The organism is Hominifimenecus sp. rT4P-3 (assembly GCF_051055405.1).
GTDB lineage: Bacteria > Bacillota > Clostridia > Lachnospirales > Lachnospiraceae > Pseudolachnospira.
The window spans coordinates 2,470,812-2,487,995 of sequence record NZ_CP167068.1 but is presented as its reverse complement, the minus strand read 5'-3'; the positions used below and the strand labels follow the sequence as shown (position 1 = coordinate 2,487,995).

Annotated in this window: 13 protein-coding genes; 11 read left to right on the top strand and 2 right to left on the bottom strand. The window is 46.1% G+C overall.

Translation table 11 applies throughout. The annotated features are described in order from the left end of the window. The first annotated feature begins 127 nt into the window (after nucleotides 1-127). Both ACCC71_RS11430 and ACCC71_RS11425 read left to right on the top strand, forming a co-directional pair. Entirely contained in the window at nucleotides 128-715 is a 588-nt protein-coding gene (locus ACCC71_RS11430) for a chromate transporter (RefSeq protein WP_434309753.1), read from the top strand. Further along, nucleotides 712-1,269, top strand: a complete 558-nt coding sequence (locus tag ACCC71_RS11425; protein WP_434309752.1) for a chromate transporter — start codon at nucleotides 712-714, stop codon at nucleotides 1,267-1,269. Before ACCC71_RS11430 ends, ACCC71_RS11425 begins: the two co-directional genes overlap by 4 nt. Nucleotides 1,270-1,298: 29 nt before the next feature. Here the strand turns inward: ACCC71_RS11425 and ACCC71_RS11420 are convergent, their stop codons facing one another. Beyond that, nucleotides 1,299-2,309: a PocR ligand-binding domain-containing protein gene (locus ACCC71_RS11420; RefSeq protein ID WP_434309751.1), complete on the bottom strand. Its 1,011-nt coding sequence runs from the start codon at nucleotides 2,307-2,309 to the stop codon at nucleotides 1,299-1,301. 192 nt (nucleotides 2,310-2,501) lie between these two features. Here ACCC71_RS11420 and ACCC71_RS11415 point away from each other — a divergent pair, with 192 nt between their 5' ends. The 3 genes from ACCC71_RS11415 to dhaK all read left to right on the top strand — a co-directional run bounded on the left by ACCC71_RS11415 (nucleotide 2,502) and on the right by dhaK (nucleotide 5,398). Beyond that, on the top strand, nucleotides 2,502-3,209 hold the full coding sequence (locus ACCC71_RS11415) for an iron-containing alcohol dehydrogenase (protein WP_434309750.1): 708 nt from the start codon (nucleotides 2,502-2,504) through the stop codon (nucleotides 3,207-3,209). Between the two features lie 188 nt (nucleotides 3,210-3,397). Further along, nucleotides 3,398-3,634, top strand: a complete 237-nt coding sequence (locus ACCC71_RS11410) for a hypothetical protein (RefSeq protein WP_434309749.1) — start codon at nucleotides 3,398-3,400, stop codon at nucleotides 3,632-3,634. Beyond that, nucleotides 3,635-5,398, top strand: coding sequence for a dihydroxyacetone kinase subunit DhaK (gene dhaK, locus ACCC71_RS11405; protein WP_434309748.1), 1,764 nt, complete (start codon nucleotides 3,635-3,637; stop codon nucleotides 5,396-5,398). Between the two features lie 221 nt (nucleotides 5,399-5,619). Here dhaK and ACCC71_RS11400 read toward each other — a convergent pair whose 3' ends face one another. Continuing rightward, nucleotides 5,620-6,999 (bottom strand): NCS2 family permease, encoded by a 1,380-nt coding sequence (locus ACCC71_RS11400; RefSeq protein ID WP_434309747.1) that lies wholly within the window; start codon nucleotides 6,997-6,999, stop codon nucleotides 5,620-5,622. A 426-nt stretch (nucleotides 7,000-7,425) separates the two neighbouring features. Here ACCC71_RS11400 and ACCC71_RS11395 point away from each other — a divergent pair, with 426 nt between their 5' ends. The 6 genes from ACCC71_RS11395 to clpX all read left to right on the top strand — a co-directional run bounded on the left by ACCC71_RS11395 (nucleotide 7,426) and on the right by clpX (nucleotide 17,007). Beyond that, on the top strand, nucleotides 7,426-8,430 hold the full coding sequence (locus tag ACCC71_RS11395; RefSeq protein WP_434309746.1) for a virulence RhuM family protein: 1,005 nt from the start codon (nucleotides 7,426-7,428) through the stop codon (nucleotides 8,428-8,430). Between the two features lie 61 nt (nucleotides 8,431-8,491). Next, nucleotides 8,492-9,544, top strand: a complete 1,053-nt coding sequence (locus tag ACCC71_RS11390; protein ID WP_434309745.1) for a ParA family protein — start codon at nucleotides 8,492-8,494, stop codon at nucleotides 9,542-9,544. Next, on the top strand, nucleotides 9,544-10,218 hold the full coding sequence (locus ACCC71_RS11385) for a hypothetical protein (protein ID WP_434309744.1): 675 nt from the start codon (nucleotides 9,544-9,546) through the stop codon (nucleotides 10,216-10,218). The genes ACCC71_RS11390 and ACCC71_RS11385 overlap by 1 nt, the downstream gene beginning before the upstream one ends. 13 nt (nucleotides 10,219-10,231) lie before the next feature. Continuing rightward, nucleotides 10,232-12,211: an excinuclease ABC subunit UvrB gene (uvrB, locus tag ACCC71_RS11380; protein WP_434309743.1), complete on the top strand. Its 1,980-nt coding sequence runs from the start codon at nucleotides 10,232-10,234 to the stop codon at nucleotides 12,209-12,211. 145 nt (nucleotides 12,212-12,356) lie between these two features. Then, nucleotides 12,357-15,191, top strand: coding sequence for an excinuclease ABC subunit UvrA (uvrA, locus tag ACCC71_RS11375; RefSeq protein ID WP_434309742.1), 2,835 nt, complete (start codon nucleotides 12,357-12,359; stop codon nucleotides 15,189-15,191). Nucleotides 15,192-15,549: 358 nt separating this feature from the next. After that, a complete protein-coding gene (gene clpX / locus ACCC71_RS11370; protein WP_434309741.1) occupies nucleotides 15,550-17,007 on the top strand; it encodes an ATP-dependent Clp protease ATP-binding subunit ClpX in 1,458 nt (485 codons plus the stop codon). The last annotated feature ends 177 nt before the right edge of the window (nucleotides 17,008-17,184 follow it).

Genomic DNA, 17,184 nt, shown 5'->3' with positions numbered 1-17,184 from the left:
ATCCTGCAAAGATAAAAATCGGAGAATCAGCAGTTCGGGTTTGCTTTCTATTGACTGGAATAGAAAAAGCGATATAATACGAGTAAGCCGGAAAGGGTCGGCGTAAGTGGAAAGGGACGGATGGCAAATGAAACCGATAGCAGATTTGTTTTTAACTTTTGGCAGGATCGGCGCATTTACTTTTGGAGGCGGATACGCGATGATCTCTCTGTTGGATCATGAATGTGTGGAGAAAAAGGGGTGGATTACTTCCGATGAGTTGATGGATGTTACGGTAATTGCGGAGTCCACGCCAGGGCCCATCGCTATCAACTGCGCCACGTATACGGGTTATAAAGTGGCTGGCATGGCCGGGGCGATTGCGGCGACAGTGGGCATCGTACTTCCATCTTTTCTCCTTCTTTTTTTGATTTCTCGATTTTTTGAAGACATATTGGCGGTTGAAATGATTTCCAAGGCATTTCGAGGGATACGAATCGCAGTCGCTCTTTTGATCATACAAGCGGCGATAAAAATGATCAAGAAAATGAGAAAAAAATCCCCGCACAGGAACATGCAGACCTTCATCGTGCTTTTCTTTTTTGCCATTACCCTTATAATGAACCTAATCGGCGTTCAGATCTCCACAATCTTCTTTATTTTGGGAAGCGGTCTGGTTGGCTTTTTCCTTTTTCGAGGGACGAAAGGTGAAAAGAAAGGGAGGGAGAACCTATGATATATATTCGATTAGTGTTTGCTTTTTTGAAGATTGGATTGTTCTCCTTTGGAGGCGCGTACGGCGCCATCCCGCTGATTCAGGATGTTGTGATTGGAAATGGCTGGATGAGTCCTGAAATGTTTGCAAACCTGGTTGCCCTCAGCGAGTCTACCCCTGGTCCGATCATGGTAAATATGGCGACTTATATTGGGAGTCAGCAGGCGGGAATGATGGGGGCGATTCTGGCTACCCTTGGCGTCGTATTTCCCTCTTTCGTCATTTTGCTGATTGTTACAGTCATATTTCAAAATATGTTGAAACAAAAAGGAGTGCAGGCCGCGTTAAAAGGGATCAAACCCTGTTTGATGGGCGTCATTCTCGCCACAGGCGTATACATGGCAATCCATATTTGTATCATGACAAATCCGATTTTTTCTGTGGATTGGTCGGCCTGTGGGATTTTTGTGCTGCTGTTATTGGCAGTCATTTTCTATAAAGCCATGAGAAAAAAGGAGTTCCCGCCGATTGCGTTGATCCTGCTGGCCGGGGCCTGCGGGTGTATCTTTTATTGAATGATGTTCTTATTTTTGGTGTGCATCTTTCAAATGCAGTGTTTCCGAAAGACGGAAGGCGACACGCCCTCAAATTTTTTGAACGTCTTGATAAAATATCCGGGTTCATTAAAACCGAGTTCCTCTGCGATCTGCATAATGGGCATATCGGTCTCAAGAAGCAGATATTTACTCCAATTGATTTTTAATTTGGACATATAAATACTATAGTGTTCTCCGGTCTCTTTGGTAAAAATGCGGCTGAAATGGCTAGGGCTGACATTACAGATCGACGCCGCCTGGCTGAGAGGAAGTTTTTCGCTTTTATGGTTATTAATGTATTCAAAAAGAGGCTTTAATACAGGATTATGGCAGGGAATGACGTCCTGGGCAATAGCTTGGATACGATTGTTTAGGAGCGTATTCGCCAAAGCCTTTTTCGTGTCCTCCAATTCTTTTGCGGAATAAAGATCGGGAGCAAAAGAGGTATCTTTGGGGAACGCGTTTTGATAGGTCTCTAAAATGAGATTTTTGCTGATCGCATCTTCTACGATATATTTTAAAAGATAGTAGACCATTTGAGAAATTGCCTCGATGTCTCGGTAAGGTAAAATCGGAATGGCCTGGTAATCCTTTTCTAACTCTTTCCATTTCTTTGCGTGATACTCATTCTTTACGGTCAGAATTTTTTCCAAGCGGGTGGAGTCGCCCGGAGGAAGCTGAACTTGACCGATCATAACTGCTCCCAAGTATTTTTCATGGATGGAAATCGGAATGGCCACATCTACGATATTGTAATGGCAATGGTAGATATAAGGCGCATCCTGGCGGACTGCTTCTAAGCCGCCCCTTGCATCGCATTTGTGGCAGTAGGGAAAAAGAGCGGGGTCGTTCCGCAGCTTCTCGCAAAACCGTTGACGGCAGCTATGCTCTGTAATCGGTATCCCCTTGTAATCGACGGTTATGATGGCCATTTTTGTTGCTTTGGCAATGGCGTCTTGCAGCTGCTGCCAGTTTTCTAAGCGAAGAATTCGATGAAGATTAAAAAATTCAGCGAGCATATCGAAAACCTCCTTTGTCTAGGAAAAGCAGGATAAATCGGACCTAGAGTGGACACAATTATTTTACCATTATAGCATAAAAGAGCACAATAGTGCAATTGATAATTGCATTATTGTGCGTGTATCGTCCATTGTTGCATTTAAAGCTTTTTCCTATAATGATATTATTAAAAATAAGGAGGAGGCCCAAACATGAGAAAAGCCTTTATTTGTCCAACGAAATATGTCCAGGGAGAAAACGAACTGAAAAATCTCGGATATTTTGTCAAAACTTTTGGCAAATCCGCGCTCTTAATTGCGCATCCGGAGGATGAAGCCCGTGTGAAAGCGGTGTTGGAGGAGACGCAGAAAACATTTGGCGTTACCTTTGTAAGCACTGGTTTTCGCGGAGAGTGCTCCAGAGTCGAAATTGCGCGTATGCAGGAGATCGCCCAGAAAAATGCTTGTGATTGTGTGATCGGCTTGGGCGGCGGAAAAGCCATTGATACGGCAAAATGCGTTGCAAAAGGGGACGCTCTGATTATTGTGCCGACCATTGCTGCCACGGATGCGCCGACCAGCCATTCCGCAGTGATGTATACGGAAGACGGCGCTTTTGACGATTACGTTTATTTTAAACAAAGCCCAAGCGTAATCTTGATTGATACGGCAGTTATTGCAAAGGCTCCCACCCGGTTTTTGGTATCCGGTATGGGCGACGCGCTTTCCACCTATTTTGAAGCCAGAGCAACGGCTGCTTCCTTCTCCAATGTAAATGCAGGCTTACCTTGCGGCGTGAGAGAGGGCGTTTGCGGACCGGCAAAGAGCACGATGGCGTCCCAGGCATTGGCGAGACTGTGTTATGAGACGTTGTTAAAGATGGTGCGAAGGCAAAGATTGCTTGTGAAAACAACCTGGTAACAGGCGCCTTAGAGAACATTATTGAGACCAATATTCTTCTTTCCGGCCTTGGCTTTGAAAGCGGCGGCCTGGCGGCGGCTCACGCCATTCATGACGGCCTGACTTTGCTGGAAGGAACCCATAAATATTTCCACGGTGAAAAGGTAGCTTTTGGAACCTTAGCGCAGCTGGTATTGGAGAACGCTCCAATGGAAGAGATCAAAGAGGTTCTGGATTTCTGTCTTTCGATTGGCCTTCCGGTCTGCCTGGAAGACATCGGTGTGGACTCCATTACAGAAGAAGAATTGATGGCGGTTGCAGAGAAAACCTGTATTCCGGAAGAATCAGTTTATGCGATGCCGTTCCCGATTACGCCGGAAGCTGTCGCCGCGGCCATTAAGGCAGCGGACAGTCTGGGAAAACAGTACAAAGGAGCAAAGGCATAAATGAAAAAAATCATCAACAAACCGGAAAATGTGGTGGTAGAAGCATGTAAAGGTTTGGTGCAGTCACATCCGGAATTGGAATTTATAGAAAAGTACAAAGTCGTAAAAAAGAGAGAATTGAATCCGGATAAGGTGTGTCTGATCAGCGGAGGCGGAAGCGGACATGAACCGGCCCATGCTGGCTTTATCGGACAGGGGATGCTGGATGCGGCCGTCTGCGGTGATGTGTTTGCCTCTCCGTCTCAGATTCAAGTCTACCAGGCGTTAAAAAGTACGCAAAGTTCCAAAGGAACGCTGCTGATTATCAAAAATTACAGCGGCGATATGATGAACTTTAAGAATGCCGCTTATTTGGCTTCCGAAGATGGCATCCAGGTGGAATATATCAAAGTGGAAGACGACATTGCGGTAGAAGACAGCTTATATACCGTAGGCAGAAGAGGCGTTGCCGGAACCGTACTGGTCCATAAGATCGTAGGAGCGGCAGCGGAAAAAGGATGGTCTCTGGATCAGGTAAAGGCGATTGGCCAAAAGGCGGCGGATCATGTGCGCAGCATTGGCTTTGCCCTTACTTCCTGCACCGTACCGGCGAAAGGAACGCCTACCTTTGAACTGGGAGCGGACGAGATCGAATATGGCGTGGGAATTCATGGCGAGCCTGGCATCCGGAAAGAAAAAATTGCTTCCGCGGATGTGTTGGCAAAGCGTATGGTGGAAGCCCTGCAGAAAGATCTTCAGATCGAGGATGGTTCGAATCAAGAGGTTGCGCTGCTCATCAACGGATTTGGCGGAACGCCGCTGCAGGAGTTGTATTTGCTGGGCTATGCGGCTTCCAAGGTATTGCGGGAGCATGGCATCGTATTGACCCGTTCTTTTACCGGAAATTATATGACGAGCCTGGACATGGCGGGAGCTTCGATTTCGTTGATGAAATTGGACGACGAGTTGAAGGAACTGCTGGACTGTCCCGCTCGGACACCGGCGTTTCATGTATCGAGCCCGGTAGATATCTGTGAGGTTGACGGCAGTTCGGAAGAGCAGGAAGAGGAAGAACCTTCCTTTGAGATGGAGACCGATTCTTCTTACGGAAAGATCAGCGAAGAACGGATGACCCTTTCCAATATGATCTACCTGGTAGATGGTATGAGCGAGTGTATCATTAAAAATGAGGTACCGTTCTGCGAGTTGGATTCCCATGCCGGCGACGGCGACTTTGGCATGAGCGTGGCCAAGGGTTTCCGGCAATTAAAGAGGGAATGGAAAGGGATTCTCCGTAAACAGGCGGAGGATATCGGAATGTTCCTCCAGGCTTGCTCGATGGTGATCATGGAGCACTGCGGCGGCGCGTCCGGACCCATTTGGGGTTCCGCGTTCCGTGCAGCCGGAAAGGCGACGGAAGGAAAGACGGAGCTGACTGCTGTGGAATTTGCCGAGATGCTCCAGGCGGCGGTAAAGGGCGTTCAGCAGACCGGACAGCGTTCCTTTGGCAGAGGCGCGGTAGTCGGCGATAAAACCTTGATGGACGCGCTGATTCCTTGCGCGGATGTTTGGACAAAAGAGGCGAAAGCGGGAACGGATTTGCTGACTATTTTTGAGAAGGCAGGCGAAGCCGCTGCAGAGGGCGCGGACAAAACGAAAGAAATTGTGGCCAGAATGGGAAGAGCCGGAACCGTCGGCGAGAGAAGCATCGGATACCCGGATGCTGGAGCCTACGCTTTAGGCGTGATTTTCCGTGAGTTGGCCGGTAGACTTTCCAACCAATAGGAAATATGGTTTGTCATCCCTTCCATGGGCAACAGCGTCTTTCGTTGACAAAGGCATATGGGCGTAAGAAGGGAAAAGGTGTAATTTTTATAATTAGGAAGGAGCTCCTCCAAGTCGGATGATGACTTGGGGGAGCTCCTTCTTATTTTTATTTCATAGGAAATTCCAGAAGGATTTCCTATCGTAAATCGTATCGTATTGTTTGGAACAAAGTGGTTCCACTAAATGATGAAATACTTTGCGATAAACAAAACAGCCAGGACATACATCAGAGGGCTGATGGTCTTGCGGTTCTTTTCTCCGGAGAACAGGTTGATCACAACATAGGAGATAACGCCCATGGCGATACCTTCGGAGATCGAATACATGAACGGCATGCAGATCATGCAGATGAAAGCCGGAATCGCCTGTGCCGGGTTTTCAAAGTTTACTTTCAAAATAGAACCAGCCATCAGGAAGCCAACGACGATCAGAGCCGGCGCGGTGGCAAAGGACGGAATGGCCAGGAAGATCGGGGAAAGGAACAGAGCCAGGCCGAACAGGATGGCAGTTACTATGCCGGTCAGACCGGTACGTCCGCCTTCGGCTACGCCGGCAGCGCTTTCCACAAAGGTGGTAATCGTGGAGGTACCAAGAACGGCGCCTGCGGAGGTTCCAACAGCGTCGGCCAGCAGGGCACCACGGATCTTCGGAAGCTTTTCGTTCTCATCCAGCATATTCGCTTTGGAAGAAACGCCGATTAAAGTTCCCAGGGTATCAAACATGTCCACAAACAGGAAGGCAAAAATGACCACCAAAAATTCCGGTTGGAAGATGCTGGAGAAATCCATCTGCATAAACGTAGGCGCTAAGCTGGGGATATGAATGCCAGCGGAGAAATTCGGAAGCAGGCTGAAGAAGCCGGCATTATCCGGAACATAAAGGCCGGTCAGCTCGCAGAGAATACCTAATACCCAAGTGATCAGGATACCAAGCAGGATATTGCCTTTTACTTTTTTAACAATGAGAAAAGCGGTGATCAGCACGCCGATGAGAGTCAGGATCACGGTGATTCCTTCCGTATGGAAGGTGCCTGCGCTCAGAGAGCCTTTCATGGAAAATACCGACACCAGCGTAGAATCGTTGTTGACGACAAGTTTGGCGTTCTGCATTCCAATAAAAGCGATGAAAAGGCCGATACCAGCAGACACCGCATGCTTTAATGGAGTCGGAATCGCGTTGAAAATCGCTTCCCGTACATGGGTCAAAGAAAGAACGACAAAGATGAGGCCTTCTACAAAGACAGCGGCCAACGCCATCTGCCAGGAGTAGCCCATCTGGCCAACCACGGTAAAGGCAAAATAAGCATTCAGCCCCATGCCCGCGGAAAGCGCGAAGGGATAGTTCGATAACAGAGCCATCAGTACCGTAGCGATCATGGAAGCAAGACAGGTGGCGGTAAAGATCGCTCCCTGATCCATGCCGGAGGCGCTTAGGATGTTGGGGTTGACGGCCAAAATATAGGCCATCGTCATAAAAGTGGTGATGCCGGCGATCACTTCCGTTTTAACATCGGTGCGTCGTTCCGACAAGTGAAACAGTTGATCCAGTTTGTTACTCATAGTGCTCCTCTCTTTCTTGTTTGGTAGATCTCGGCGGTTGGGCCGCGGGGGATCGTATGGGACTTCAGAATAACCGAAATCAGCTCCTCGTCTAAAACAGAAAAACTACCGTTAAAACTGTACGATAAATTCCTTACCCCCGGTTTGGAAACTTGCAGCACAGCTATTTGCGGTAGCCATTCGAGACACCCATTCTAAAGATGGGGAAATATAAGAGCAACATTCTATTTTATTCGGAAATCCATAGGACAGTCCTCACAATTTTTAATATAATACCTCAGAAACTTTTTGTCAACGTATAATTTTTTCTTTATTTTCAGACAGGAACAAACGTTCTAAAAAGACTATACTTCTGGTGGGGAGTATGGTATAATCGGAATGCGGATGTATGGAAGAATATGCTATAATTTGAAGAGGTGGGAATCTATGCAGGAGCATGAGATTATATTATATCAGTTAGAGGATACAAATGTTTATGTGAATGTTATTTTTAAAGAAGAGACATTTTGGATGACGCAAAGAGCAATGGCAGAATTATTTGATTGCACAGCAGATAATATTTCATTGCATTTGAAAAATATTTATAAAGAAGAAGAATTGGATGCGGAGGCAACTGCCGAGTTTTTCTCGGTAGTTCAAAATGAAGGCGGAAGAAATGTTGGACGAAAAGTAAAATGCTTTAATTTGGATGCAATTATTGCTGTAGGGTATCGTGTAAATTCAAAAAAGGCTACCAGGTTTCGGCAGTGGGCAACGAAAACATTAAAAGAGTATATTATTAAGGGTTTTGTGTTAAATGATGATATGTTGAAAAATGGAAAACCCTTTGGTAAAGATTATTTTGATGAATTATTAGAACGTATCCGGGAAATTAGGGCAAGTGAGCGAAGAGCCTATCAGAAAATTACGGATATATTTGAGCAATGTAGCTATGATTATGATAAGAATAGTGAAATTACAAAGAGTTTTTATGCTTTCGTTCAGAATAAGCTTCATTTTGCAGTTACTGGAAAGACAGCGGCTGAATTAATATATGAGCGTGCGGACTCAGAAAAGCCAGCTATGGGGTTGACAACATGGAAGGATGCACCAGATGGAAAAGTGCTAAGGCGGGATATAGGTATTGCCAAAAATTATTTAAATGAAAAGGAATTGTCCCGTTTAAATAGACTGGTAACCATGTTCATTGATTATGCTGAGCTGATGGCAGAAGATGAGATTTTAATGAGTATGCAGGATTGGGTGGAGCAGACAAATCAGTTTTTGGTAAATAATCGACGGGAAGTGTTGGATGGAAAAGGGAAAATATCACATGAAGCCGCTATGAAAAAAGCAGAGAAGGAATATGAGGTATTTCGAGTAAAACAGGATAAAGAGTATATTTCGGAGTTTGATCGGGAAGTAGAGAAGTATATTAAAGGTGAACGGTAAAGAAGGTATTTTATATCATAGAGAGACAAAAGAATAAATTAAAAAAGCGAGGAGAAAACATATGAAAATTGTTACATTATATAACCATAAAGGTGGAGTATCAAAAACAACAACAACGTATAATTTGGCAAGGTATTTAAAGAATAGAGGAAAAAGAGTTTTAGTTGTTGATGCAGATCCGCAATGTAATATGACGGAAATGTTGTTGTGTGATGTAATAGAGAAACTAGATGAAGAGGCAGAAAAGACAGGGAATATAAAGGAGTTGCCTGGAACAAGTTTGCTTGAGATATTAGAACCTCGTTTTAATGGAGATGTTCCATCTGTTCAAGTAGATAGGATACAAAATGTTAAGATCAATGAAAACTTATGGTTGATTCGTGGGGATGTATCATTGAATAAACTGGAAGACGCAATGGCAGAAGCACATTCGCAAAGATTTTCGAATAAAATACATGAAAAGAGAAATTATGTTGCCCTCGGTGATATGTTGCAGCGTTATGGTTCTGAAAAAAAATACGATTATATATTAATAGATGTGGGACCCAGTTCGGGTGCATTAACACGCAGTTGCTTTTTGGCATGCGACGCTTTTATGATTCCGATGAGTGCAGATCGTTTTAACGTTCAGGCAATACATACATTGACTGAAATACTACATAGATGGATAGAAGAACATAATCAAATATACAATGATTTTATAAAATTAAATTTGCCGATAAGGGCGGGAAAGCCTAAATTTTTAGGGGCAATACCACAACATTTTAAAAAATATAAAGGAAGACCGAAAGCAGGTTTTGAACTTTGGATGAATAGGATACAAAATACATTAATGAAAGAATTAGTTCCAAGTTTGTTGGAACTTGATAGTAGCATTGTTTCAGATATTTCCGAGGATAATGTTATTGTGACTAAAATCCCGGATTTTGGTAGCTTGGCCGTATGTGCTCAGGAATGTGGAAAAGCAGTTTTTGAAGTAGAGCAAGAAGATACAGCATTAATTAATAATGGGAATAAATGGACTGGTGCAACATGGAATGATGCAAAAGAGAGAATGGCACTATATGAGAAGGAATTTGAAAAAATATTTCAGAGGTTGGAGAGTTTGAAATAATGATAAATTCGAGTTGTGATTTGGATTATGCGATAGTTGCGTTTGTAGACATTTTAGGTTTTTCGGATATGGTAAGAAGTGATTGCGAAAATAAAAATGGCTCTTTGAAATTTTTTGAAATATTAAAAAATATAAATTTAGAGACCAAGGAAATTACTGGTTGTAGTATTATGCAATTTTCAGATTCAGTTATTTTTTCTTTGCCATTAGCAGAAGAAAATTATGAAAAAATGATACAAATCCTTTCTGAATATCAATATAAATTATTATGTAATTCTATAATATGCAGAGGGGCAATGGCATACGGAAAACACTATACAGAAAATGATTTTATGTTTAGCCAAGCTCTAATAGAAGCATATCAATTAGAGCGCATGGAAGCAAAATATCCAAGAATTATTATATCGTCTAATTTAAAAGAGCTTTTTGCACCAAAGTGCGAGCACATTCCAGGTGTGATAAAAGAAAAAGATGGGTATTACTTTATAAATTATTTTGCGAAAAAAGAAAAAGAAAAACTCAGAAAAATCCTACAGAACTATAATTTAAGCTTGACTAGATATACTTTGAGAATAAGGGAAAAATATTATTGGCTATTTGAGTATTGGGAATTTACATTTAATGAGAAATTGCCATTTAATCAGCAGAGGTTTTTAAGAAGTACTGATTCATAAAGGAGGAACTTTCATGGATCATTTTGTTTTACATTCCGAATACCAACCCACCGGCGACCAGCCTCAGGCAATTGAGGGGCTGGTAAAAGGCTTTCAGGAAGGACATCAATTTCAGACTTTATTGGGCGTTACCGGTTCCGGAAAAACGTTTACCATGGCAAACGTGATCCAGAAGCTGAATAAACCGACGCTGATTTTGGCCCATAATAAAACTTTAGCTGCCCAGCTGTACGGAGAATTCAAAGAATTTTTCCCTGAGAATGCGGTGGAGTACTTTGTCTCCTATTACGATTATTATCAACCGGAGGCTTACGTTCCCTCCACGGATACGTATATTGCGAAGGATTCCTCTGTCAATGACGAGATCGACCGGCTGCGGCATTCGGCTACGGCCGCCCTGTCGGAGCGGAGGGATGTGGTGATTGTTTCCTCCGTATCCTGCATTTACGGTCTTGGCAGCCCCATTGACTATCAAAATATGGTGATTTCCCTGCGGCCGGGAATGCAGAAAGACCGGGACGAAGTACTGCGCAAGCTGATCGATATCCAGTATACCCGCAACGATATGGACCTGCATCGTGGGACCTTCCGTGTGCGCGGGGACGTGATTGAGATCGTCACGGCCAGAACGGGCGAGTCCGCGATCCGAATTGAATTTTTTGGAGATGAAGTAGATCGAATCACGGAAATCGACACCCTAACCGGGGAAATCAAGGCGCGTCTCAGCCATATTTCCATCTTTCCGGCTTCCCATTACGTGGTATCCAAAGAACAGATGGCCCGCGCCACCGAGGAGATAGAGGAAGAGCTGAAAGTACAGGTCGGCAAATTCCGCAGTGAGGACAAGCTGCTGGAAGCGCAGCGAATTTCGGAGCGTACGAACTTTGACATCGAAATGATGCGGGAGACCGGCTTCTGCTCTGGTATAGAGAACTATTCCCGCCATCTGGCCGGGCTTCCTGCCGGAGCGACGCCCCATACCCTGCTGGATTATTTCCCAGAGGATTTTCTTTTGATCGTGGACGAGTCCCATATTACGGTACCGCAGGTGCGGGGGATGTACTCCGGCGACCGGTCAAGAAAGTCCACTCTGGTGGATTTTGGCTTCCGTCTTCCCTCCGCGCTGGATAACCGTCCGCTCAATTTCCAGGAATTTGAAAGCAAGCTCAACCAGGTTATGTTTGTATCAGCCACTCCCAATGTGTATGAGAAGGAGCATGAGCAGCTTCGGGTAGAACAGATTATCCGCCCGACGGGTTTGTTGGACCCGAACATCGAGGTACGTCCGGTGGCGGGACAGGTGGACGACCTGGTTTCAGAAGTAAACCGGGAGATCGAGGGAGGACACAAAGTCCTGATTACGACCCTGACCAAACGGATGGCGGAAGATTTGACCGATTATATGCGGGAAGTGGGAATCCGCGTCCGCTACCTGCATTCGGATATTGACACCTTGGAGCGGACGGAGATCATCCGGGATATGCGTTTAAACGTATTTGATGTATTGGTTGGTATCAATCTGCTTCGGGAAGGATTGGACATCCCAGAAATCACCTTGGTGGCCATCTTGGATGCGGATAAGGAAGGTTTCCTTCGCTCGGAGACTTCATTGATTCAGACCGTTGGCCGCGCGGCCCGAAACGCGGAGGGGCATGTAATTATGTATGCGGATACGATCACGGATTCGATGCGGGTAGCCATCGAAGAGACCAATCGCCGTCGTGCGATTCAGGAGGCATACAACAAAGAACATGGAATTACGCCTCAGACCATTCGGAAAGCAGTGCGGGATTTGATTCGGATCACCAAAGAAGTCGAAGAGACCAAATCCCGGAAACTGGAAAAAGATCCGGAATCCATGGATGAGAAGGAACTGAAGGCTTTGATCGCCCAGTTGTCCAAAAAGATGCATCAGGCGGCGGTAGAGCTGAATTTTGAGGAGGCGGCGAGACTTCGGGACGAGATGCTGGAACTGAAAACGTATCTGAAATAGCAAGGGGAAAATTTTACGGAAAAAGAAAAAATTACGAACAAAAATTCGATCCCACTTTACTTTTTTGCCATCTTGTGCTATGATAACCGCGGATGAATAGAAACGTTTGTTCTTTTTGCTTGATTTATGTGGAGGTTGTTATCTCATGAGTGAGAGAAAATATAGGCAATTTATTAAAATTCGCGGTGCGAATGAGCACAATCTAAAAAACCTTTCCGTGGATATTCCTCGGAATGAATTGGTGGTTTTAACGGGACTGTCCGGTTCCGGAAAATCTTCTCTGGCATTTGACACCATCTATGCGGAAGGGCAAAGGCGTTATATGGAATCGCTGTCTTCCTATGCAAGACAGTTTTTAGGGCAGATGGAAAAGCCGGATGTGGAAAGTATTGAAGGCCTTTCACCGGCGATCTCCATTGATCAGAAATCGACAAACCGAAATCCCCGTTCCACGGTAGGAACCGTAACGGAGATCTATGACTATCTTCGTCTTCTTTATGCACGAATCGGCGTGCCTCACTGTCCAAAATGCGGGCGGGAAATCAAAAAGCAGACGGTGGATCAGATGGTGGACCAGGTGATGGCTTTGCCGGAAGAAAGCCGGATTCAGGTGCTGGCTCCGGTGGTTCGCGGACGGAAAGGCGAGCATGTAAAAGTGCTGGAAGGAGCCAGAAAGAGCGGATATGTCCGAGTGCGAATCGATGGGAATCTCTATGATCTCTCGGAGAGCATTAAACTGGAAAAAAATATTAAGCATAATATTGAGATTGTCATCGATCGTCTGGTGATTCGTCCCGGCATTGAAAACCGGTTGACGGATTCCATGGAAAATGCGTTGCATCTGACCGACGGTATTTTGATGATCGATGTTTTGGACGGAGAGACGCTTCATTTTAGCCAGAATTTTGCCTGTCCGGACTGTGGAATCAGCATAGACGCGGTGGAACCCAGGAGCTTTTCCTTTAACAATCCTTTTGGCGCCTGCCCGGATTGTTACGGGCTGGGATATAAGATGGAGTTTGATATGGATCTGATTATCCCAGATCCATCTCTCAGTATTATGGACGGGGCCATTGCGATTCATGGATGGGGATCCGCGGGGAGCGAGGGAAGCTATTCCCATGCGCTGCTTGCCAGCATGGCGGAGCGGTATGGATTCAGTCTTTCCACGCCGTATCAGGATTACCCTCCGGAGGTGAAAAAGAGAATCGAGCAGGGGACGGACGGGGAACGGCTTCCCGTGAAATATGAAGGGGAGAGAGGCGAAAACACCTACCATGTAGCTTTTGAGGGGCTGTTGAAAAATTTGGAACGGCGGTACCGGGAGACCGGACAGGACGCCCTAAAAGCTGAATACGAGACGTTTATGCGAATTACTCCCTGTAATACCTGCCATGGACATCGCCTAAAGCAGTCTTCTCTGGCCGTAACAGTGGGAGAAAAAAATATTTTTGAGCTGACTTCCATGCCGCTGACAAAAATTCAGGAATACCTAAACGGACTTCGGCTTTCAGATATGGAGATTGCCATCAGCGGGCCGATTTTAAAGGAGGTTCAAGCCCGTCTTGGTTTTCTGATCGACGTGGGTCTGGACTATCTGACCTTGGCGCGGACGGCGGGAACCTTATCCGGCGGCGAAGCCCAGCGGATTCGCCTGGCGACCCAGATTGGCTCCGGCCTGGTGGGCGTAGCCTATATTTTGGACGAGCCAAGTATCGGTTTACACCAGCGGGATAACGATAAGTTGTTAAAAACGCTGCTTCATCTGCGTGATTTGGGAAATAGCGTGATCGTGGTGGAGCATGACGAGGATACCATGCGCGCGGCGGATCACATCATCGATATCGGGCCTGGGGCCGGCGAGCACGGAGGCCGGGTGGTGGCCCAAGGAACCGCGGAGGAAATCATGAATACGCCGGGTTCCATCACGGGAGACTATCTGTCGGGGAGAAAGAAAATCCCGATTCCGGAGGAGCGGAGAAAACCCACGGGTTCGCTCTTGATCCGCGGGGCCGAGGAAAATAACCTGAAGCATATTGACGTGGAGATTCCATTGGGAATTATGACCTGTGTGACCGGCGTGTCCGGCTCAGGAAAAAGTTCTCTGGTCAATGAAATTCTTTATAAGACATTGGCCAAAAAAGTCAACCGGGCCCGCACGATTCCGGGAAAGCATGAAGGGATCGACGGCATGGAGAATATCGATAAAGTCATTGCGATCGATCAGTCTCCGATTGGACGGACTCCCCGCTCCAATCCAGCTACTTATACCGGCGTATTTGATCTGATTCGCGACCTTTTTGCCAGCACTCCGGACGCCAAAGCCAGAGGATATCAGAAAGGGCGGTTTAGCTTTAATGTGAAAGGGGGACGCTGTGAGGCCTGCAGCGGCGATGGGATTTTAAAAATTGAGATGCATTTCCTTCCGGATGTGTACGTACCCTGCGAAGTTTGCGGGGGAAAGCGGTACAACCGGGAAACACTGGAAGTAAAGTATAAGGGAAAGAGCATCTATGATGTACTGAATATGACGGTGGAGGAAGCTTTGGACTTTTTCGAGCATGTGCCCAGCATCCGCAGAAAAATCGAAATGCTGCACTATGTAGGTCTTTCCTATGTGAAGCTGGGGCAGCCGTCCACGGAGCTTTCCGGCGGCGAGGCCCAGCGGGTGAAGCTGGCTACGGAGCTCTGTAAGCGGGGAACCGGCAAAACGCTATATATCCTGGACGAGCCGACTACCGGACTTCACTTTGCGGACGTTCATAAGCTGGTGGACATTCTGCGGCGTTTGTCTGACGGAGGAAACACGGTGGTTGTCATCGAGCACAATCTGGATGTGATTAAGACCGCAGACTGGCTGATTGATATGGGACCGGAAGGCGGCGATGGAGGCGGCACAGTGGTAGCCTGTGGAACGCCAGAGGATTTAACCAAGGTGGAAACGTCCTATACCGGACAATATATAAAGAAGTATTTATGACGATATGGGAGGAGACCTTCCATTGACAGCGGTTGGAAAAACTGGTATGTTGTAAAGGCCAGAGGTCCGGCCGCTGTTTTTGTTCAATAGGAAATTTCATTGAAATTTCCTATTGAACAAAAAGCGCTCCGCTAAGGATGCACAGGGTCTGACCCAGCGAAGCGAGGGTACGAGCGCGAAAGGAAGATGCCGCCGATAGCGGCTGCGCTCGGCGCGAGAATTTCGCGAAGCGAAATTCTTTGTTCTTTAAGAAAAAATTTATTTGTACCAATCCGGAATCTGTGATATAAGAGTAGGGAATACCCATAAGATAAAAGAGCAAGATTTCAACCGGGAGGATGAGATCGGAGGAGATAGTATGAGCGAAGAAAACAAAGAATATTTGGAACTTGCCGAAGAGGATGGCGGCGAGGTTTTACATATCGAAGAGGAAAAAGAAGATTTAGTTTCGGAGGAAAAGGACGAGAAACCAGATGAGTATGAGGAGGTTTGCAGCGTTTGCCGCCGGCCGGAGAGTAAGGCCGGCAAACTAATTCATATGCCGGGCGGTCTGACGATCTGTAATGATTGCATGCAGAAAGCCTTTGATATGTTTAACCAGCAAGGCGGTATGAATGGCTTTTCTCTGCAGAACATGCCCTTTGACATGAAAATGATCGATCTAACCAATTTGGGCGGCGTGGAGATTCCTCAGAGGCAGAAAGTCAAAAAGAAAAAAAATAAGGGCGAGGAGGAAAAACCGGCTTTTTCGATGAAGGATATTCCTGCGCCTCATCGCCTGAAAGCGATGCTGGACGAGTATGTGGTAGGGCAGGAGAAGGCAAAGAAAACCCTGTCGGTGGCTGTTTATAACCACTATAAAAGACTTGCGGCCGATGAAAAGGACGGAGTGGAGATTGAAAAGTCCAACGTGCTGATGATCGGTCCTACCGGCAGCGGGAAGACGTATTTGGTGCGTACTTTGGCAAAGCTGTTACAGGTGCCGCTGGCCATTGCGGACGCCACTTCTTTGACCGAGGCTGGATATATTGGCGATGACATTGAGAGCGTTTTATCGAAACTTTTGGCCGCCGCGGAGAATGACGTGGATCGGGCGGAACATGGGATCGTCTTTATTGACGAGATCGATAAAATCGCAAAGAAAAAGAATACCAATACCAGGGATGTCAGCGGAGAGTCGGTTCAGCAGGAGCTTTTAAAAATGTTAGAGGGCGCCGCCATGGAGGTGCCGGTAGGTTCCGGCAGCAAAAATGCGATGGTACCGATGACAACAATAGATACGAAAAATATCCTGTTTATCTGCGGCGGAGCATTTCCGGATCTGGAAGATATCATCAAAGAACGGTTAAACCAGCAATCTGCCATTGGTTTCCGGGCGCAGTTAAAGGACCAGTTTGACCAGGATAAAAATATTCTTTCCAAGGTTCAAATGGAAGATCTGCGGAAATTTGGAATGATTCCGGAATTTTTAGGTCGTTTGCCGATTGTTGTTACGCTGGAAGCTTTGACCAAGGACTTTTTAGTAAAGATTCTCCGGGAACCCAAAAACGCGATCTTAAAGCAGTATGAAAAGCTGCTGGCGATGGATGAGGTACAGCTGATCTTTGACGAGGGAGCTTTGGAGGTCATTGCAGAGCGGGCCATGGAAAAAGGAACGGGAGCCAGGGCGCTGCGGGCCATTCTCGAAGAGTATATGTTGGATATTATGTATGAAATTCCAAAGGATTTGAATATTGGCCGTGTCACGATCACCAGAGAGTATTTAGAAAACACGGGAGGGCCGCGGATTGAACTGCGGGGACAGCTTCCCTCCTAGGGCTCAGGTGTCGAAAAGTTTCTGTAAAAAGGCTCGGAATATTCTGTAGAGTTTCGGAGCAAGTACTTCTAGGACTTCGAAAATTTGTAAAAAGCATTCACAAAAATAAGAACTCGCTGCGCTCAAACAGTCTTATTTTTGTTCATAATACAAATTTCCGAAATCTGAGAAGTACTA